13 protein-coding genes and 1 pseudogene are annotated in these 19,714 nt (G+C 60.5%); 9 read left to right on the top strand and 5 right to left on the bottom strand.

All coding sequences use genetic code 11. The annotated features are described in order from the left end of the window. Positions 1 to 47 precede the first annotated feature (47 nt). On the bottom strand, positions 48 to 3,365 hold the full coding sequence (locus FHW96_RS23000; protein WP_172342913.1) for a glycosyl hydrolase: 3,318 nt from the start codon (positions 3,363 to 3,365) through the stop codon (positions 48 to 50). A 221-nt stretch (positions 3,366 to 3,586) separates the two neighbouring features. Between FHW96_RS23000 and FHW96_RS22995 the strand changes: the two genes are divergently transcribed. The 7 genes from FHW96_RS22995 (at position 3,587) to FHW96_RS22965 (ending at position 15,818) form a co-directional block, all read left to right on the top strand. After that, entirely contained in the window at positions 3,587 to 6,088 is a 2,502-nt protein-coding gene (locus tag FHW96_RS22995; RefSeq protein ID WP_172342912.1) for a TonB-dependent receptor, read from the top strand. A gap of 104 nt (positions 6,089 to 6,192) precedes the next feature. Further along, on the top strand, positions 6,193 to 6,927 hold the full coding sequence (locus FHW96_RS26825; protein WP_172342911.1) for a TetR/AcrR family transcriptional regulator: 735 nt from the start codon (positions 6,193 to 6,195) through the stop codon (positions 6,925 to 6,927). 114 nt (positions 6,928 to 7,041) lie between these two features. Continuing rightward, on the top strand, positions 7,042 to 7,338 hold the full coding sequence (locus FHW96_RS22985; RefSeq protein ID WP_172342910.1) for a hypothetical protein: 297 nt from the start codon (positions 7,042 to 7,044) through the stop codon (positions 7,336 to 7,338). A gap of 134 nt (positions 7,339 to 7,472) precedes the next feature. Next, complete coding sequence (locus FHW96_RS22980; RefSeq protein WP_172342909.1) at positions 7,473 to 10,088, top strand: glycoside hydrolase family 2 TIM barrel-domain containing protein; 2,616 nt, start codon at positions 7,473 to 7,475, stop codon at positions 10,086 to 10,088. Between the two features lie 150 nt (positions 10,089 to 10,238). Next, positions 10,239 to 11,669, top strand: a complete 1,431-nt coding sequence (locus FHW96_RS22975) for an efflux transporter outer membrane subunit (protein ID WP_172342908.1) — start codon at positions 10,239 to 10,241, stop codon at positions 11,667 to 11,669. Continuing rightward, positions 11,669 to 12,742 carry an efflux RND transporter periplasmic adaptor subunit gene (locus FHW96_RS22970; RefSeq protein ID WP_172342907.1) on the top strand — a complete coding sequence of 358 codons (1,074 nt, stop codon included), beginning with the start codon at positions 11,669 to 11,671 and terminating at the stop codon, positions 12,740 to 12,742. Before FHW96_RS22975 ends, FHW96_RS22970 begins: the two co-directional genes overlap by 1 nt. Before the next feature lies 1 nt (position 12,743). Next, positions 12,744 to 15,818, top strand: a complete 3,075-nt coding sequence (locus FHW96_RS22965) for an efflux RND transporter permease subunit (RefSeq protein ID WP_172342906.1) — start codon at positions 12,744 to 12,746, stop codon at positions 15,816 to 15,818. 45 nt (positions 15,819 to 15,863) lie between these two features. On the opposite strand, the gene FHW96_RS22960 is transcribed toward FHW96_RS22965, so the two are convergent. The 3 genes from FHW96_RS22960 to FHW96_RS22950 form a co-directional block, all read right to left on the bottom strand. After that, positions 15,864 to 16,937 (bottom strand): NAD(P)-dependent oxidoreductase, encoded by a 1,074-nt coding sequence (locus FHW96_RS22960; protein WP_172342905.1) that lies wholly within the window; start codon positions 16,935 to 16,937, stop codon positions 15,864 to 15,866. 199 nt (positions 16,938 to 17,136) lie between these two features. Next, a complete protein-coding gene (locus FHW96_RS22955) occupies positions 17,137 to 17,448 on the bottom strand; it encodes a hypothetical protein (RefSeq protein WP_253951181.1) in 312 nt (103 codons plus the stop codon). After that, positions 17,442 to 18,125, bottom strand: coding sequence for a hypothetical protein (locus FHW96_RS22950; protein ID WP_216651023.1), 684 nt, complete (start codon positions 18,123 to 18,125; stop codon positions 17,442 to 17,444). The genes FHW96_RS22955 and FHW96_RS22950 overlap by 7 nt, the downstream gene beginning before the upstream one ends. 65 nt (positions 18,126 to 18,190) lie before the next feature. On the opposite strand from FHW96_RS22950, the gene FHW96_RS22945 reads away from it, so the two are divergent. Then, positions 18,191 to 18,586 (top strand): hypothetical protein, encoded by a 396-nt coding sequence (locus FHW96_RS22945; protein WP_172342903.1) that lies wholly within the window; start codon positions 18,191 to 18,193, stop codon positions 18,584 to 18,586. A gap of 181 nt (positions 18,587 to 18,767) precedes the next feature. Here FHW96_RS22945 and FHW96_RS22940 read toward each other — a convergent pair whose 3' ends face one another. Beyond that, a complete protein-coding gene (locus tag FHW96_RS22940) occupies positions 18,768 to 19,370 on the bottom strand; it encodes a TetR/AcrR family transcriptional regulator (RefSeq protein ID WP_172342904.1) in 603 nt (200 codons plus the stop codon). Between the two features lie 183 nt (positions 19,371 to 19,553). On the opposite strand from FHW96_RS22940, the pseudogene FHW96_RS22935 reads away from it, so the two are divergent. After that, positions 19,554 to 19,714, top strand: a pseudogene (locus tag FHW96_RS22935) (electron transfer flavoprotein subunit beta/FixA family protein); the annotation flags it as partial.

The following is a 19,714-nucleotide window of genomic DNA, read 5'->3' as shown; positions in this document are numbered from 1 at the left end:
GTCATGTATCTCTCCCATAGGGGCCGGTGTGAGCGGCCCGGTCATCGTTAAAATGCAAAGGCGCTCGGCACGATCGGACGCAGCACCACCGGCCCGATCAGACCCGACGGCGCGAGCGGCGAGCCCGCCCGATAGGTCGATTGCGGGGCATAGGCGATGGGCTTGGCTCCGGGCTGGCGGTCGCCGATCAGGCGGTTGACCCAAAGATTGGCGACGGTGATCTGAATGCGGTTTGCGCCCGGTTTCAGATAGGAGCCGATGTCGACCAGATAGGGCGCGTGCCATGCGATGCCGACAGGCCGATCATTGATGGTGACGCGCGCCACCTCATGCACCTTGCCCAGATCCAGCGCCAGACGCCCCGCCTTGAGCATTGCGGCAGGCACATTGACGTTCCGGCTATAGGTCGCCTCGCCGGAAAAATAACGGATGGCAGGATCTGCCACCGTGGCCAGATCCTGAAGATGGTCGAGGGTTACATGATTCGGGGCGCCGCGATTGGCCTCGAAACGGACATCCCATGGTCCGTCCAGCGCAAGCGGGAGGGGCTGCGCCGCCCGATCCGTCGCAACCGGGTTTGCAGGCGTATCGGTGAGCACCACAAAACCCGCCTGCTGGGGCAAGAGGTCCAGTGTCACGGTCGCGCGCATGCCGTCTGAGGAAACCGGGAGCGGCGTAATCTTCCCCGTTTCGGGCGACCACCATTGCGCGTAACGCATGGTGCTGCGCAGGCTTAACGGGCCTTGGTGGGCGGTGTCGGACTGGTTGGTGATGTAATAGGCATTGGCCCCTTCCATCCGGCGATGCAGCCACATCAGCGACGAGCCAGCGGGAAGGTCGACATCGGGGGCGAGGCCCATAATAGCGGTGGCCTTAGTCAGATCCTGCGTGGCGATCACCCGGCCCTTGCCCACGGCATGATCCATTGGCGCCTGTTCGGGCCACAATTCACGGGTGATGGCGGCAAAATCTTCCTCACGCCCTTTCATGCCCAGACGGCCCGTAGGCGGCAGACCCACCAGCACCGCGCCCGCCCGCACCAGATCGCGCAGGCCTGTCAGATAATCGATGCCGAGCCTGCGGGCTTCCTGCCCCAGATAGAGCAGACGATATTGCATGCCCGAAGGCGTGCCCACTTGCGCGCCCCGGATCGCCAAACCCGATTTCAGCGTGGCGGCGTCCATGTAGTCATAGGCGAATCCGTCCGGCACTGCCTCGTTGAAGCGATGGTTGAACAGCGCGGTCAGCGTCTCTTCCTCGCCATAGAGATAGGCGATGTCGGCGCTATATTGGCCCTGTTGCAGCATGAACGAAGAGCGCGCGAGATAGCTGACCCATGGCCCCGCCATGCCTGCCCAGCTCTCATTGCGATTGAACCACTGGCCAAAAATGCCGAGCTGTAATCCCGGCTTTTTGTCGACAAAGGGCTGGTGGTGGGAATCATGGATCAGGATGCGGTTGATGCCGGTGGCAAAGATCCGGTCGATTACCGGCTTCAAGCGATTGGGCGCGGTACTCCAAGGATCGCCCAGCGCGGCCATGGTCAGCGATTCCGCCGCCGCCATCTTACGCCCATAAAGATGCGCGGCCGAGGCAGCTTCCTTCAAATCGACCACCAATGGCGGTTGGCCAGCGTCTGCCGTAAAGGGGCGGAACCAGAATTCGGCTGAAGGTATATCGGCCTGCCCCTTGGCGGTCAGCCCGTCGCTGATCGCACGGGGCAGGTCGCCCTGAACCTCGGTGTAATAGGTCATGCCGTGATCGTGGGCGGCGCGGGCCAGTACCTGATAGTGGCTGGATACCACCAGATCTTTGAGCGTCTGGCGGAAATCGGAGAGGAAATTGTCGCTGGCCTCGCGGCTTTGCACGACCACGCCGGTCAGCACCGGCCACCATGGCGTGGGGTCATAGCCGCGCAGACGCCGGAAGGCTTCGGGCAGTCCCGGCGTCCAGTTCTGCACGCCTGCCTCCCAGCTATCGGTCAACAGTCCGCTGATCCCTTTGGGCCCCAACGGGCTTTGCGTGCCTTTTTCATAGCTGGCCAGATAGGTTTCGATGTAGTCGCGCACTGCGTCTGCATCGAATTTGTCCACTTCCAGCCCGGTGGCTTCCGGTTCTGCCGGGGCATTGGTCTGGCCCGTCAAAGACCAGCCCATGCGCAAGATGGTCCAATCGCCGGGCGGAGCAACCCATGACAGTGTGCCATCGGCCGCAACCTTGTGGGTCAGGTCCACAACCTGATCGGTGGCGATCCCTTGCGTCTCGGGCAAGGTGGAGGCCGGGGCGGGTGTCGGTTCGAAACCGGCCTTGCTTTCCACGCGATCGACTATGGGCGCGGTGCTGAAACGCAGGAGGCGCAGAGCGGTATTCATCGGCCCTTTGGGCCCCAGCGAGGGCACGCCGGGCAGGGGCTTTGCCGGGGGCGGGCGGTGTAGGATGATGCGCATCACCGTCGCGCGGACTGGGGCAAAGGCGACCGATTGCTGCGGCGAAGGTGCCTCGCCTTCGGGCACATCATAGGTGCCGATATGGTTGAAAGTCTGCCCATCCACGCTTGCCCAGATGTCAAAGGGAACAGGCGCGTCCATGGCCACCTTTACACCGTGGAACGAGGCGGCCTGCGCATAATGCGCGTCGATCGCCACACCGTCAGCCCCATCCAGTGTGATTGGCACGCGGGTGGCAAGATCATCTGTAGCGGAGGCCAGATCGGGCTGAAGCTTGCCGCCGAGCCTGTAGGCTTTGGGCGCGATGTCGGTGCGGCGATAGGCGACAACTGGCCCAATGCCCGATGCGATGGGCACGGAAGCCATCTTGGAAGGCTTTTTGGGGGGCAGGGCCTGTATCGGGCCGGTGGCATTGGGCAGGGCTGGCAGGGTGAGGCGAAGCAAGCGCCCGCCCTTGACGGTCGTCTCGCGCCAGACCAGTTTTTTCATGCCATTCTGTGGTTTTACCCATGGACCGCCGGTCTGGCTCCAGCCGGGGGAACCGGCAATGGTGACTTCCAGTCCGCGCATTTTTGCGTGATCAACGGCTGCGTGAAACGCTTCGCGCCAGCCATCGGACATGAATGTCAGCGGGCGCTGCACCACGGTGGGTTCGAACAAGGCGCCCGAAAAGGCGTGAACTCCCCCGATGCCGACATTGGCCAGCCAGTCTAGGTCGAGGATCATCCCTTCCTTGTCGATATTGCCATTCATCAGGTGCCACCAGACCTGCGGTTTGGCGTCCTGTGGCGGGGCGGTGAAACCGGCTTGCAGTGATGCTACGGACGAGGATGACGCAGGCTGGGCGTGGGCTGGATGGGTCACGCACAAGGCGCCCCATGCCACGGCGCCCAGCAGCGCGGGCGTTGATTTTGCCATTCCTTCATCCTCTCGTCTTATAACGAACGGTATCGTTCCATAAAAGCCCTGTCGCTGTCAAGATCCTGTGTGAGCGCGGAGAGAATGTTGCGAATGCACAACGCAAAGGGGCTTTGTGGACCATTATAGTTCGCTTGCGTACGATATATTGACATCCCGCCGTATGTGGTTCACCCAAGAGAAGACAGATGACATCAGAATCTGCAAAACAGGAGGGGATTATGGGGCGCAAGACCCAAATATTGCTGTGTGCTGTCAGCACTTTGGCCTGCATGGCGGGCTCGCAGGCCATGGCGCAATCATCGAGCGGCGGCAATTCGGAGCCCGCAAAGGGCATCGTTCAGGCCCCCGACTCAGCGGTCGATATCGTGGTTACGGCACGGCGCCGTTCGGAAAGCCTGCAGAATGTACCGCAAACGGTCAGCGCGGTGACAGGCGATGCCATCAAAAAGCTCAACATCACCCAGTTTCAGGATGTTGCTTCGGTGGTCCCCGGTCTGTCGTTGAACAATGGCAGCGTTTCGGGCGGGCGCGCACCGGCTCCCTCGATCCGCGGCGTGACCTATGATGGCAGCACGCAGGCATCGCCCACCGTTGATATCTATCTGAACGAAGTGCCGTTTGGCGCAAGCGAAGCGTTTCAGGCAATGTATGATGTCAACGGGCTGGAGGTGCTGCGCGGACCGCAGGGTACCTTGCGTGGGCGCACCGCGCCATCGGGCGCCATCCTGATTTCGACGCGCAAGGCCAATACGCATGAATGGGGCGGCTATGTCAGCGGCCTTGGCAGCAGTTTGAGCGCAATTAACGCACAGGGAGCCCTGAACGCGCCGATCATCAAGGATGTTTTGGCGGTGCGCGTGGCCGGTCTGGTGGACCAGAATGATGCCGACAACATCCACAGCATCAATTCGGGCCTGCACCCTTATCGCAACACGACCAGTGGTCGTGTCAACCTAAGCTTCACGCCAACCGATAGTTTCGACGCCAATGTCATGTACCAACGTATGGACAATAGCTCGCGGGTGTTTACCCAGGTTGTCGGGCCGGGTGCGCCCGGTGGCGTGACGGCGCTGGCGCCTGCCAACTATAATGGTCCGGCTTTGCAGGCCCGCGACCGTATGGGCGTGGACGATGCGCCGCGCGATGGTACGCTGCGCTCCAATCAGGTGATCGCCTCGGCCAACTGGCAGGTGCTTGGCCATCGGTTGAGCTATATCGGCGGCTGGAATTGGGGCGGGACCACGACCCATAGTGCGCTCGACTATGGCAACGCTTTGGTCGGCAACACCTATTATCAGGATATCGCGACAAATTCGCGCAACGTTTCGCAGGAAGTGCGCCTGTCCTCGGTCGGCAATAAACTGATCGACTACACCATCGGTTACTTCAATTATCTAAGTGTCAGTTCGACCGGCGGCCAGCAGCCCGCGACGTCGCTGGCAGGCGCCTTTGGCAATCCGGCGCAACCCAGTCCCTACGTGTTCAATCCCAAATATGTCCTGCCTGCGTTTATCACGGTGCGCAGCCGTCAACTCGAAGCCTCGGTCTTTGCGAATGCCAGCCTGCATCTGGGAGATCGGCTGGAGGTGGCCGGAGGCCTGCGCCGCATCGTATCCAGCACTGACGATACCCAGTTGGTTATGCTTGGGGCAGGCATGATTGCAAGGCAATTGCCGTTCCCATGTTCGCTGGCGGGTTTTGGCAGCACCTATCCGGGCTATTGCGACATTCCCATCGCGGCTTCGACTACGCCGGTCCAGAATGCCTCGCGCAACCAGAAAGACAAGCCTTGGATTTATAATGCTTCGGTGCGCTATCGCTTCTCGCGCGATGTGCTGGCCTATGCCAATGTGGGCACGTCATGGCGGCGCGGGGCGGTGAATATCACCATCCAGAATGCTGCGAATGACCCGACCTTGGGGGCTTATACGTTCCTGCCAAATGAAACCTCGACTTCTTATGAAGCGGGCCTCAAGACGACCTGGCTTGATCGCCGCCTGCGGGTCAATGTCGCTGGTTTCTATCATAAGTTTAAAGGCCTGTTGTTCCAGCTGAATGGTATTCCGATTGTCCAGAACAACGGCGCTTCGACCTTTGTCAGCTATGGTCCTCTCAACGTTGGCGCCGATGCTATCGTGAAAGGCTTTGACGTTGATGCCGCCTTTCAGGCCACGCCGCGCTGGTCCATTGCCCTTGCGCTCAGCTATGCCGATGGTAAGGTCAATAATCAGTCGATCCCTTGCAACGATTCCAATTTCGACGGCGTGGCCGATACCGGCACCGCAACGCTGGCCGGGTTTCAGGCGGCCAAGACCAGCGTGGCGCGCTGTGTGAGCAAGCAGGCCGTTTCGCGCGATCCCGTGTGGAATGCAACTTTGCAGTCGGAATATCATATGCCCGTAGGTCAGTCGGAAGGCTATTTGCGCGGGCTGCTTAACTATTATCCCAGCAACAGCCGGGCCAATGCCGGATTTGTTGCGCCAAGCTATGGCTTGCTGAACCTGTTTGCGGGTGTGCGCGCACCTGATGGGCGATGGGACATCGGCGTTTTTGCGCGCAATGTCACCGGCACAGGTGTTCAGTTGACGCAGGAATCCTCCTATCTGACCCCGCCCGCGGGCACCGATGCGGTGTTCGGAACCAGCGGCTATCGTTATGCATCCTATACCCGCCCCCGTGAGGTGGGGGTAAGCGTGCGGTTTGCATTCGGCGCCCGCTGACCATAAATTGTTGTCCCCGATCACAAACCGATCGGGGACATTTCTATGTTGGGCCTATGGTGGTCCGATGGGGGCTGGCATCAGCTCATGCGTGAGGACATGGCGTGAAACAAAACATTGAAGGTGTTGAAAAGACGGCCACGGGCGCCAAACGGGCTCCCAAACCGTCGCCAAAGGCCAAAGTCACCGCAGCCAAGAAAACACCAGCCGAAGCGTTCACCACCAAGCGAGGCCGCCCAAGCGCATCACAAGTGGCCGCCATAGACAGTGCGATCATCGACAAGGCCAAACAACTGTTTCTCGAAAATGGTTATGCCAATACGTCGATGGAAGCTGTGGCCAGTTCACTGGGCGTCTCCAAGGGGACTCTCTATTCACGTTACCCCAACAAGAGCGACCTGTTCCGGGCCATCGTTGCCGAGCGACTGAACGCATGGACCCCGTCGGCAGCGGGGCAGGCCGAGCCGGTCGCCGGCGATGTATCGGAATTGCTGTTCAATACGGGTATCAAATTGTTGGGCGCTTTCAGCGACCCCGAGGTGGCCGCCTTCGATCATCTCATATTCAGCGAAGCCCCGCGTTTTCCCGAACTGTTTCGGGAATTTCACGATCAAGGCTCTGTGCCGTTCACCGAGCGGGTCATTTGCGACATTGAACGCCTGTCATCTGAGGCAGGCTGGCCGATCAGCGACGCTCGCAGCGTGGCGGTGGGTTTCATTTCCTCGCTTTTGGGCTGGTATCGGACAGCCAGCATGCAACAGGAAATGACCAGTCAGGTCGTCGCCCAGTTTGTCGCCCGGCAGGTTGCGATCATGGTGGGGGGGCGCGCAGCCTGGTGATAAAGAGGGCGTGAGGATTTTGCTGGATTCTTCCCTTCAGTCATTATAGAACGATATCGTTCGATTAAACCTAATCGTACGATGTGACAAATGATTTGGAGAGAAGGATTGGTTATGCGTCACCTTGCCTATGCCCTTGCCATTGCGTTGACTGCCCCTGTGGCCGGATCGGCGATTGCCGCCGCAGCGCCCGCTTACAGTACCGCAGGCACCACCATCGGCACGCTTATGGCAAATCCCCAGACCAAGGCCGTGCTGGTCAAATACATTCCCGATGTCGTCAACAATGGCCAGATCTCGTTGGCCAATGGCATGACGCTCAAGGCGATCCAGTCCTATTCGGGCGACGCGCTCAATGATGATGTTTTGGCCAAGATCGACGGCGAACTCGCCAAGATCGCCAAGAAGTGACCCGCGACCGGCCGCCGGCGCATTGCGCGGCGGCCGGATCTGTCTCCCGGGGGCAGACTACTATCCACAAGCACGATGATATGTTGGGGGATGCGATGAAGAGGTTTGCCTGCAGGGCGCTGCTGTTGACCGCCATGATGATGCCATTTGCGCCCATGGCTTCGGCCGCATCGCAACAGGCCGCTGAGGCCGCGGGGCGATCCGTTCAGGATCTGACCAGAGGCTGGCGTTTTCACTATGGCGCCGACACGCCAGAGGCCGCGATAAAGCCGGTTTTCGACGACAGCCAATGGGAAAGCGTCGATCTTCCACATAGCTGGAATCGCATTGGCGCTTATGCCACCCAACGCTCGAAGGGTGAGGGCAACCGTCAGGGCGTGGGCTGGTATCGCCTAAGCCTGCAGGCGCCCGCCGCGCAGGCCGGGCAGCGCCAGTATCTCGATTTTGCAGGTGTGGGCAATATTGCTCAGGTGTGGGTCAATGGCGTGGCGGTGGGGGAACATCGCGGGGCCTACACCCGTTTCCGTTTTGATGTGACGGACGTGTGGAAAGCGGGCGCCGCCAACACGATCGTGGTCCGCGCCGACAATTCCAAACCCGAGCCAGGCAGCAGCACCAGCGAGATCCTGCCGCTGGCGGGGGACTTCTTTATCTATGGCGGGCTCTATCGCGGGGTCCAACTGATCACCACGCAGGGAGCTGGTTTCGACCTGCTCGATTTCGGTGGACCGGGCGTCTATGCCAAAGCGACATCGGTCGATCAAAATGCCGCCGAGGTTGAAGTGCTCTCCCGCTTGCGAAACAACTGGAAGGATCCGGCAAAACTGACCGCGCAGACTGTCATTCTAGATGCACAGGGCAAGGTTGTTACCGAGAAGATTCAAGCCCTTGCTTTGTTGTCGAACAAAACGGGGGAATTGCGTCAGACCCTGCATATCGATCACCCGCATCTGTGGCAGGGGCAGGTCGATCCCTATCGCTATACAGTCGCCGTCACGCTGAAAAAGGGCGCGCAGGTGATCGACAAGGTGGTGCAGCCGCTGGGCCTGCGAGCCTTTCGCTTCGATCCCGACAAGGGCTTTTTCCTCAATGGAAAGTCTTTGGCGCTCCATGGCGTGTCGCGCCATCAGGACATCATGGCCAAGGGCGCTGCGTTGAGCCCGCAGGATCACGAGGCCGATATGGCCATGATCGAGGAGATCGGTGCGAACACCATTCGCGGCGCGCATTATCCCCATGACGATTTGTGGTATGATCTGGCGGATCGGCGCGGGATGGTGATGTGGGCGGAGGTGCCCTATATCTCGGCTTCATCCTATGATGGGACCGATGGTACGCCTGCCACTTTCGTCAATGCGCGTCAGCAGCTGAAGGAGTTGATCCGCCAGCAATTTAATCACCCCTCGATCTTCATGTGGTCCACCGGAAATGAGGTGGACGCCAGTATGCTCTATCTGAAAACGGATCGTCCGGCGCGGGGGCAGGCGCTGCTCAAGGATCTGTCGGCGCTGGCTCGCGAGGAAGACCCTTCACGCCCCACGACCTTTGCTGATTGCTGCGAGGATTCGCCCTTCTCCCGCCCGGATCAAGAGGCATTGTCGGGCTTTACCAACCTGACCGGCTATAACCGCTATTACGGCTGGTATTATGGCAAGCCCGGGGACTATGCCGCTGAACTGGACAAATTGCACGCCAAGCACCCCGCCTTGCCGATGTCGATCAGCGAATATGGCGCAGGCGGCGCGCTGACCCAGCATTCCGACAATCCGCATGGCGGGTCGATTGCCGCCTTTGGCCGCCCCCATCCCGAGGAATATCAGAGCTGGTATCACGAGGAGGCATGGAAGGGGCTGAAATCACGGCCCTATCTCTTTGCCACATGGGTCTGGAACATGTTCGACTTCGCCTCCGACCTGCGCGAGGAGGGTGATGCCATCGACATCAATGACAAGGGATTGGTGACGTTTGACCGCAAGGAAAAGAAGGAAGCCTTCTACTTCTATCAGGCCAACTGGTCGGCCAAACCGATGCTCTATTTGACCGGCAAGCGTTACACTGCCCGAGCCTATCCGGTGGCCGATGTTAAGGCCTATAGCAATGCCGCCAAGGCCAGCCTGACCGTCAATGGCAAGCGCGTGGGCGAGGCGGATTGCAAGGACGGCATCTGTCTGTGGCCAGCGGTCCACCTGAACGGTGGGAGCAATGCCCTGTCGGTTTCGGCGCAAAGGGATGGCGTCGCGTTGCAGGACAGCGTGACATGGATGGCGCCCGATCCTGAGGCCGGCTTGTCGATTGATGTCGGAACGCTGGTCGGCCATGTCACGGCTGACGGGCGGCGCTATGGTTCGGACAATTATGTCGAGGGCGGTTCGACCTCCTCCCTGACCCCGCAAATGCCGCGCATGCCAAAGGGTGGCAAAGTGGTCAGCGGGACGAGCGATCCTGTCTTGTTCGACACCTATCGGTCGGGGGCCTTCGTTTACACCTTGCCCGTGCCGGACGGCCGCTGGAATCTGGTGCTCCATATGTTTGAAACCAGTCAGGCTATGGCCGATTCTCGCAGTTTTGCGGTGAAGGTCGATGGCATGACAGTGCTGGACCAATTCAACCCTGCCAAGGCGGCGGGAGGTATCCTGAAGGCCGTGACCAAGGTGATTCCGATCACGGTGAAGGGCGGGGTTACCAAGGTTGAATTTGTGAAACAGGGCGGGTCGGCCTTGCTGGCCGGGCTGGAATTGCGGCGCCCCTGACGAGGAAATGGAGCGCCATCGCGCGATCTTCCGATTGTTGGTCGGAGGTTGCGCGATGGCGCTTTTTTGTGGGCCAGTATGGCGCAGGCAAAAAGCGGCAAGGCCAGCAACCTTGCTTGCAATAGTACGATACCGTGCTATTAAATTTCCATGTCACATTCCCGCTTCATTCCCCGAATCGCCGTACTCGCACTGTGTGCCAGTATGGCAGCCTGCGTTTCGGATGCGCACCGCCAACCCTCTGTCGCGGTGCCCACCGGCTTTTCCGATCACAAGATGGCCGCCACCGCTGGCGAAGAAGCGCTGGACGCCTGGTGGCTGCTGTTTAACGACGAGCAATTGACCGCTCTGGTCAATCAGGCTCTGGGCAATGCGCCCGATGCGCGCACGGCGATTGCGGTTCTGCAACAGGCGCAGGCCACGCGGGCGACCGCGATGAACCGCTTTTCGCTGCAGGGTGCCGCCACGGGCAGCAGGCAGGATCAGCAGAACAATACGCAGGGCGTTCCCGGCTATCATCAAACGACCTATACGGGCGCGTTCTCGCCATCATGGGAATTAGGCCTGTTCGGGCGTGAGGATGCAATGCGCCGCGCGGCCAATGCCGATCTGGATGCGGCGCGGTTCCAATATGAGGCCAGTCGCCAAAGTCTGGCCAGTTCGGTTGCTGGCGATCTGATCGAGGCGCGCGCGAACGCTATCCGCCTGCAGCAGGCGCGCGAAACGCTGAGGGTGGCGCAGGAACTGGCGCGCGTGGGGGATCGTCGCGCTGCACTTGGCCTTGCCTCGCCCGCCGATGCGGCCAGCCTGACTGCGGATGTCGCCACCGCTCGCGCCAATGTGCGCGCCATTGCGGTCCGGCTGGAAATTGCCCGACGCACGCTGCTGGTTCTTCTGGGGCGCGGCACCGAGCCGATCGAGGTGATCCCCATCGCGGCGGAATTGACCTCTGCCCCGGCGATCCCTGCCGCAACGCCCGCTTCCCTGCTCGTGCGGCGCCCCGACATCCGTCAAGCCGAGGCCCGATTGCGCTCGGCGGCGGGCACGCTGACCCTTAATGCGCGCGAACTGTTGCCCACGGTCAGCTTGTCGGCGTCGGGCTCTTTCACCAAACTTATCGGCCCGGCCGGTTATGCCACCGCGCTCTGGTCGCTGGGCGAGGGGCTGGCCTTGCCGGTGCTCAACCGTCCGCGCCTGCTGGCGCAGGTGAGGGGGCAACGCGCGCGTACCGAACAGGCCGTGATCGCCTATGAAAATGCGGTCCAGTCCGGCTTTGCCGAGGCGCAGAATGCGCTGACCACCTATGCCGGGGATCAGGCGCGCCTCAAGGATCTGGCGCAGGCCGAGGAACGCGCCCGCTTTGCCTTTTCGGCGCAGGCCGAAGGCTATCGCCGGGGCGTGGTCGATCTGTCCGCCCTGCTTCAGGCTGAGCGCACATGGCGCGCCAATCTGGCCAGCCTGTCGGATCTGAGGGCCGGAACCCTGACCGATAGTGTGAACCTGTTCCGCGCGCTGGGCGGCGGATGGCCCGCCAGCCAGCAAGCCGGCACCAATACAGCCAAAAACGAGAAGGATTCCTGATGCGTCACGTTTTGCCGGTGGGGTTTTTGGCTCTGCTGACGGCCTGCAGCTCTGGCCATGACCAGAAGCGCCCCACCAATTCGCCAAGAGCCGTTTTCGTGGCGCCGGTGCGGCAACTCGATCTGGGCGACGGCCTGGTCGTTTCGGGCCGGCTTGTTTCGCGTGAGGAGGCCGCCGTGACCAGCCAGCTCTCGAACTATCCGGTGTCGAGGGTGCTGGTGGATCAGGGCGCGGTGGTGCGTGCGGGTCAGCCTCTGGCCATGCTCGACGACACCTTGCTCAAGGCCGATATCGCCCAGCAGCGCGCCAGCGTGATGCAGGCCGAAGTCGCCGCCCAGCGCGCCCAGCAGGAGGCCGAGCGTGTTTCCACGCTGGATAACAGCGGGGTCCTGTCCGGTGAAGTGATCGCCGAGCGGCGATTGGCGGCCAAATCGGCCAATGCGCAACTGGCGCAGGCCCGCGCCCAGCTTTCGGCGCAACTGATCCGGCAAAAGCTGATGGTGGTGCGTGCGCCGGTCGGTGGCATCGTGCTGTCGCGCTCGGTGCGCCCGGGCGATGTGGCGGCCCCGTCCAGCATCATGTTCACTTTGGCCACGGATCGCGTTGTCGAACTCGACGCCGAGATTCCCGAGCAAAATATGAATTTCATCAAGCTCGGCGATGAGGCGAAGGTCATTCTGGCGACCGGCGAGACCGTGACGGGCAAAGTGCGCCTTGTTTCCGCGCAGGTTGATGCCTCTACCCGGCTGGGGCGCGCGCGCGTTACCCTTCCGGTGCGCGCGGATCTGCGCCCCGGTGGCTTTGCCAAAGCGGAATTTCGTACCATCAGCCGTTCCGTGCGCGCTGTGCCGGAAGCGGCCGTCACGGTCAGCGCGGAAGGGTCGGCGGTGATCGTGGTGGATGGGCGCAATGTCGTGCATCGCATGGGCGTCACTTTGGGGCGGCGCGGGCGCGGGCTGATCGAATTGATGTCGGGACCAAAACCGGGCGAGCGTGTGCTGACCGGGTCGCAGGATTTCGTTCTTTCCGGCGATACGGTCAAACCCGTCGCCGATGCCAAGTGGGGGCAGTAAGATGCGTCTATCCGCCTGGGCCATCCGCAATCCCATTCCCGTTGTCGTCATGGTCATTGCGCTGACGCTGGCTGGCTTTGTGTCCTATGCCCGTCTGACTATCAAGCAATTGCCCAATGTCGAATTTCCCATCGTCTCGGTGACGGTGACGCAAAATGGCGCCTCGCCCACCGAGATGGAGGAGCAGATCACCCGCCCCATCGAGAATGGCCTGTCGGGCATTTCGGGGCTGCGCCATATTTCCTCCAACGTTTCGTTGGGCGTGACGACCACCACCGCCGAGTTCGAAATCGGCAGCGACATGCAAAAAGCGGTCGATGATGTGCGCACATCGGTGGAGCAGACCCGCGCCATTCTGCCCACTGGCATCGACCCGCCCACCGTGCGCCGGGTGGATATTTCCAGTGCGCCTATCATGACCTTTGCGGTCAGTTCGCCCAAGATGAGCGCGGTGGAATTGTCGTGGTTTGTCGATGACGCGGTGACGCGCAAATTGCAGTCGGCCAAGGGCGTGGCGCAGGTGCGTCGCATTGGGGGCGTCGACCGCGAGATCAATGTCCTGCTTGACCCGGAAAAGATGCGCTCGACGGGGGTAACCGCCTCGGCGGTAAACACCGCGCTGGCACAATTTAACCGCGACGACAGCGGCGGGCGTGCAGGCCTTGGAGAGCGGGAGCAGACGATCCGCGTGCTGGGCTCGGCTGCCACTGTTGCGGCCCTGGCGCAGGTAAATGTGCCGGTTTCGGCCCAGCGCTACGTGCGGCTTGCCGATATTGCCACCGTGGCCGATGGTCGCGCCGAACAGCGCGGCTTTGCCCGATTGAACGGCGCGCCTGCCGTGGCATTTCAGGTCAGCAAGACCACCAATGCCAGCGACGTCAGCGTCGAGCGCGAGGTCAGCCGCCTGATCGAGGAATTGAATCATTCCGGACGCGGCGTGGAGATCCGCAAGATCGTCTCGACAGTGGATGACACGCGCAACAGCTATACCGCCACCACCCATGTGCTGATCGAGGGCATGTTCCTTGCTGCGGTTGTGGTCATGTTCTTTCTGCGCAACTGGCGCGCGACGGTGATCGCGGCACTCGCCATGCCCTTGTCACTGGTCCCCACATTCAGCGCGATGCTGCTGTTCGGCTTCAGCCTGAACACGATCACCTTGCTGGGCCTGACGCTGGTGATCGGCATTCTGGTCGATGACGCCATCGTGGAAATCGAGAATATCGAAAAACGGATCGAGGCGGGCGAGACGCCTTATCAGGCCTCGCTGATTGGTGCCGATGCAATCGGGCTGGCGGTGATTGCCACTACGGCGGCGATCATCGTGGTGTTCACGCCGGTCTCGTTCCTTGGTGGCCAAATTGGGCCGTTTTTCCGCGAATTCGGCCTGACGGTGGCGGCCGCTGTGCTCTTCTCGCTGATCATCGCGCGTTTCGTCACGCCGTTGCTGGCAGCCTATTTTCTGCAACCTGTGGCCCATCGTCAGTCTGAGCCCGCCGCCAACAGCCTCTATGCGCGCCTGCTGGACTGGTGCCTGTTGCATCCATGGAAGTCTGTGGCTGGTGGGGTCGGGCTGTTCGGCCTTTCCATCGTGTTGGCTGCCAGCATTCCGGTCGGTTTTCAGCCGACGGCAGATCCCGGTTATTTCTATCTTTCGGTTCAGGGCACCGCTGGCTCCACGCCGGAATCGATGGATCGTGCCATCCGCAGGGTCAGCCATGATCTTTTGGCCAAGGATGACGTGGACACCGTCTTTGCCCAGATCGGATCGGTCAGCGCCGGTTTGCAGGGCAGTACCAATGCCCAGATCAATTCGGGCACGATCACCGTCCTGTTGCGCCATGATCGTTCGATGACCACCGATGCGTTTCAGCGCTCACTGGTGACCTTGCTGCGCGATGTGCCCGATGTGCGGATCGCCAATCAGGGCGCCTATGGCACCGCCGGATATGAAGTGGTTCTGGCAGGCGATGATGCGAAGCAACTGGAAAAGGCGCAACTTGAACTTTTGCGTCAGATGCGCGGCGTTGGTGAAATTGCCGAGCCTCGTGCCGCCCCGCCGCCTTCCGCGCCCGAACTGATTGTGCGTCCCGATCCCGAGGCTGCGGCGCGCCTCAACGTGTCGTCTCAGGCCATTTCCAGCGTGGTGCGGACGGCGACCATCGGCGACATCGACGCCAATGTCGCCAAATTTTCCGCCGGGCGCCAGCGCCTGCCTATCCGTGTGCGGCTGGACAGTGCCAGTCGCAAGGATCTGCAAAGCATCGGCAATTTACAGGTGCCGACGCTGGACAACAAATTCACCCCGCTGTTTTCGGTAGCGCGCCTGTCTGTGGAAACCGGCCCCAGCCAGATCGTGCGCTATGATCGCGAGCGGCGCGTGTCGGTTCAGGCCGACCTGAACGGCACCACGCTTGGGCAGGCGACCAAGGCGGTGGCGAGCTTACCGATCATGCGTCATTTGCCGCCCGGCGTGCATGAAGTGCGTACCGGCGACATGGAGGCCTTTGCCGATCTGATGGGCAATATGGTGCTCGCCATGACGGCGGGGATCATGATGATCTATTTCGTGCTGGTCCTGCTGTTCCGCAGCTTCTTCAAGCCCTTGACGATCCTTTCGGCGCTGCCGTTGACCATGCTGGGGGCCTTTGCAGCGATCAAGCTGGTCGGTCTGCCCATTACCTTGCCGGTGTTGATCGGGCTGCTAATGCTGCTCGGGCTGGCGGCGAAGAATTCGATCCTGATTGTCGAATTCGCTATCGAGGATGAGCGCGCCGGGCAACCCCAGCGCGAGGCGATCCTCAACGCCTGTCGCGAGCGCGCGCGCCCGATCGTGATGACCACCTTTGCCATGGCGGCGGGCATGTTGCCTACCGCGCTTGGGATGGGCGAGGGGGCGGCATTCCGCCAACCCATGGCAGTGGCGGTGATTGGCGGTCTGGTCAGTTCGACGGCGCTGTCGCTGATTCTGGTGCCGGTGGTTTATGAACTGGTGGACAGTTTTGAAAGCTGGTTGCGGCCAAAGCTGGCCCGTTTGACCAATGGTGGCAATCGCAAGGCGGAGGTGGTGTCCTGAGCCATAAAAGCCCGGCGCTACCGATGGGGCGCCGGGCTTTTGCACTCAGTCTTTGCGGAGCAATCGTGCCGCCGCTTCGCTGAAGGGCAGATCCTTGTGCAGATCGCGGTTCTTCAGATAAGGCGACTTGCCTTTGAGCACTCGGAAGATGATGGGCGAGAGCAGCCTAACCAGATAATAGGCCATGCCCATTCTCTTGCGTCTTTCTGCCAGAAATTCGCTGAAACTGTGCTGCTGATAGTTCAGGACGGCCTGACTTTCGCGCGTATCGACCCAGTTTTCATAAAACCACGTTTCGTCCCGCGCCGGATCGGCCTGACGATAGCAGGTTGCGGGCAGTGGCGGCAGGCCCGATGATGTCATCATGGCCCCCGTCAATTCGCCTCCGATCCCCTGCCACCCCTCGCCGCCGCCCAGTACGAAGAGCCGATTGAGCGCTCCCTCCGCTACGGTGGCCTGCGCAATGGCATAGGCGGCATCGCGTACGTCGATGGCATGTTCGCGCCGGTCATAGGGCAGGGCGAAAGAGAAGGTCAGCGTGTCGGGATCGGGCGCCGTATCCGTCAACGGGAAGACCGCGCACAAACGAATGATCGTCCACGGCAGGCCAGCGGTTCGCACCAACCCTTCGGCCTCCGCCTTTTGGAGGCCATAATCGTCTTGAGGCGCGGGTTGGGTATTGCCATCCCATGGCGCTGGGGTGCGATGGGGATTAATCGGGCCGCCGACCGAATAGCTCGACACAAAAACAAGGCGCCTGAACGTGGGGAGGGCCGATGCTGCAGTGAGCAAATGCTCCGTTCCGCCAACATTGACCGCGCGGGCCAGTTTGGGCTTCTTGACCGACAGCGGGGGGATGATCGCGGCGGCATGGACGATCATGTCGGGCTGAACCCTGGCAACCACTTCGGACACCGCCGAAGAATCGGTCAGGTCGCACCATTCGACATCAAAGCGCGACGTTACGGCCAGTTTTTTCGCCACTTTGGTTGACCGTGGAGAGGGCAGATCGAGGCAGGTGACATGATGCCCTAAAGCCAGCAGGTCTTGGACGAGCCACTCGCCGACGCCGCCAAAAGCGCCGGTCAGCAATATGCGTTGGGATTGGCGGGATGACATGACACTCTCCGTATGACAAATTTATCGTACGATAATGTATCATATGTAATCCACGGTCAATTCTATCCAGCAACGCTTTTGGACGTGGGATGGTTGTGCCTGATTCCCTAAATTAAAATGCATCAATAATCATATTACCCTATTTAAAAGTCGCTCTATGAGTCGGCGCAATAATGCGGGAGAGAACTCATGAGGACCATCATTTTAATGGCCGTATCGCCTCTGGCGCTGATGGCCCACAATGCTCTGGCTTTGCGAAGCGATACAAGGCCCGCGCTCCTTCACTGCGCTGCTGGATTTCGTAGCCTCCCGCTTTGACAAAGGCCATGAAGGCCTCTGAAAATGCAGGATCGAGCGCCTCGATGATCAGCACGATATCCAGATCCTTGGTCGCGCGAAAATTGAGACCGGCGTCGTCCATGATCAGTTCGCATGCCGCGCCTCCGATCAGGACATACTGATGCTCATGATCCACAAAATGGGCGCGGAAGCGATCGACGCCAGTTACCATTCAAAGGGCTCGAGAAGTTGCTCGGCTGCCTGGGCAATACGTTCGTCAGGGTCATGCCGTGTGCTCAGGTACAGCGAAATCCGGTCGGCCGTTCCGTCCTCGCTTAGAGGCTGCGGATCATAGGCCCAGGTCTGGACTTCCTGTCTGCGCTCGTCACGATCCCAGCTGCTCTCAAGCCTGTAATCTTTAGCTATCCGCTTCCAGGCTGATGCCGGTAAGGCTCGGCATATGATCTTCGGCTCTGCTAGCATGGTATAGCGTGCAAGCGCGCTTTCATCGGCCAGGACCGCGAGATCGTCCGGCAGTTCGCCTATGACGGAGCGAGATTTTCGTACCGGGGATTGCAGCCGATCTTCGATGGCGCGCCATAGCTGCGCACCGCTCATGCGCAGGCGCAAGCGGCGCTGACGACCGACATGATGCGGCTGCGCCAGTTTCAATGCTTCCAGTTCATCGACGGCGCGGCTGATGCTCATGATCGCTACCCGATAGTGATCGGCAAGCTGGGTCATGTTCGCATCGTTGACCTCGTGGCCCAGCAAGGCCGCGAGCACCAGAACCTGGGCTGTCGGCGACAATTGCTCGGATGGCGCTGCAGGCCGGCTGGAATAGATTTCGCGCAGATCGAGAAGCGCCTCGGGCACATAGAATTGCCTGCCTGGAGAGATGAAGGCCACGCGCTTTTCGACAAGACGACGGCGCAGCCCAGCCCAACGCCACCCCGGCCAAGCGTGCGCGTACCGTGGCGGCGGGTTTTGATGATGCCATCGATATCGAGCGGACATCCCCGGCCGAAGCGGTCTGGCGGTCGCGGGCCATGTGGCGCCGCTATGCTCAATCGATGGAGCAGCATTTCAGGGATCGGCGCCGGGATGATCAGCTTGTCGAGATTGCGGATGTTTCGCGGCTTCCGCGAAGGCACAAGCAGATCTTATCAGGCCTTATACGCAAAAAGAACCACTATGTTTCCTATCATGAAATAAACAACATGATAGGGAATGGTGTTGATGAAATGAGCATCAAGCATATTCAAGTTATCATTTATCAAATCCGTAAATATCTTAAAGGAGATTATAAAATAACTTGCGAAAAGCAATATGGATACAGGTTGGTATCTGGAAGGCAGAGCGCATTCTGAAATGGGAATGCCGCGAGATCAAAAAGATCTATGATGCCGCCCATGTCCATAGGAGCCTTGAGGGATAGTCCGAGTTTTATTCCTAAAGACTATGTCATTCGCGGTTGAAATTCTGAAAAGTCTTGACGAGCGTGTTGCGTCCCCCGCGCATCGGGGGTGAATGTTTCTCCGGCCCCATGTTTCACGCTTTGCCGCCGCGCATGATGGCAGCGACCTGCCGTCCGATATCGGCAGGGCTCAGGCGTCCGGGGCGATACCAGTCGGTCGTGTGGTTCAGCATGGTCAGCAGCGTGTTGCGATAGATCGACAGGTCGATATGCGGCGGCAGGCCAAGCTCGGCGATGATCCGCGCAAAGATCGTCTCAAAAGCATCGCGCCGCTCGATCAGCAGGCGGCGAAGCGGTTCGGGCGCCATGCGAAAATCATTCATCAGCGGCGTGGTCAGCGATTGCGGGTCCAGCTGGATTTCCAGCATCGTAATGCAGGCAGTTTCGAGCTTTTTCCAAGGCTCGTCGAGGCTCGCAATGGCCTCCTCGATTCGCGCGCCGGCCTGGTCGAGCGCGTTGTTATGCAGCTCGGCAAAGAGCGCGTCCTTCGATTTGACATGGTGATAAAGCGAGCCGCCGAGCACGCCCGCTTCCTCGCCGATGTCGCGCATCGAAGTTCCGGCATAGCCCTTGGCCGCGAAAAGATGGGCGGCGATTTCAAGAATTTGCGCGCGGCGATTGCTGCCCTGTTCGGTGGGCTGGCGACGCGCGCGCGGTGCTGCTTTTGCCTTGGTCATACCCAAGCTGCCTGCCTCGGCGCGGCCTTGCCGGATTGCTTGATGATGGCATGGCAGGAGGGGGTGGGCAGGGGCAAAATGCGCTTCCTCGTTTGACTGTAACAGATGTTTGGTATAGGCCTTGTTCAACGGCCATGCAAGCGCCTGTGGAATCGGGTGCTGGAAGCTAAGGGTGATGCAGCCATGAAGTGTTTAGTCCCGATCAAGCGAGTGTTGGATTACAACGTGAAGCCACGTGTGAAGGCGGATGGCACGGGTGTTGACTTGTCGAATGTGAAGATGAGCATGAACCCGTTTGACGAGATCGCGGTGGAAGAGGCGGTTCGGCTGAAGGAGAAGGGCGT

It is taken from the genome of Novosphingobium sp. SG751A (genome assembly GCF_013149295.1).
In the GTDB taxonomy this organism is placed as follows: Bacteria; Pseudomonadota; Alphaproteobacteria; order Sphingomonadales; family Sphingomonadaceae; genus Novosphingobium.
The sequence above is the reverse complement of the archived record's forward strand: the minus strand, read 5'-3'. Positions and strand labels throughout refer to the sequence as shown.

What these genes read in the sequence shown, in the direction of transcription:
- FHW96_RS22955 (WP_253951181.1), bottom strand. Translation starts at nt 17,448, where the DNA reads ATGGTAACTGGCGTCGATCGCTTCCGCGCCCATTTTGTGGATCATGAG.
- FHW96_RS23000 (WP_172342913.1), bottom strand. Translation starts at nt 3,365, where the DNA reads ATGGCAAAATCAACGCCCGCGCTGCTGGGCGCCGTGGCATGGGGCGCC.
- FHW96_RS22960 (WP_172342905.1), bottom strand. Translation starts at nt 16,937, where the DNA reads ATGTCATCCCGCCAATCCCAACGCATATTGCTGACCGGCGCTTTTGGC.
- FHW96_RS22970 (WP_172342907.1), top strand. Translation starts at nt 11,669, where the DNA reads ATGCGTCACGTTTTGCCGGTGGGGTTTTTGGCTCTGCTGACGGCCTGC.
- FHW96_RS22980 (WP_172342909.1), top strand. Translation starts at nt 7,473, where the DNA reads ATGATGATGCCATTTGCGCCCATGGCTTCGGCCGCATCGCAACAGGCC.
- FHW96_RS22965 (WP_172342906.1), top strand. Translation starts at nt 12,744, where the DNA reads ATGCGTCTATCCGCCTGGGCCATCCGCAATCCCATTCCCGTTGTCGTC.
- FHW96_RS22940 (WP_172342904.1), bottom strand. Translation starts at nt 19,370, where the DNA reads ATGACCAAGGCAAAAGCAGCACCGCGCGCGCGTCGCCAGCCCACCGAA.
- FHW96_RS22975 (WP_172342908.1), top strand. Translation starts at nt 10,239, where the DNA reads ATGTCACATTCCCGCTTCATTCCCCGAATCGCCGTACTCGCACTGTGT.
- FHW96_RS22995 (WP_172342912.1), top strand. Translation starts at nt 3,587, where the DNA reads ATGGGGCGCAAGACCCAAATATTGCTGTGTGCTGTCAGCACTTTGGCC.
- FHW96_RS22985 (WP_172342910.1), top strand. Translation starts at nt 7,042, where the DNA reads ATGCGTCACCTTGCCTATGCCCTTGCCATTGCGTTGACTGCCCCTGTG.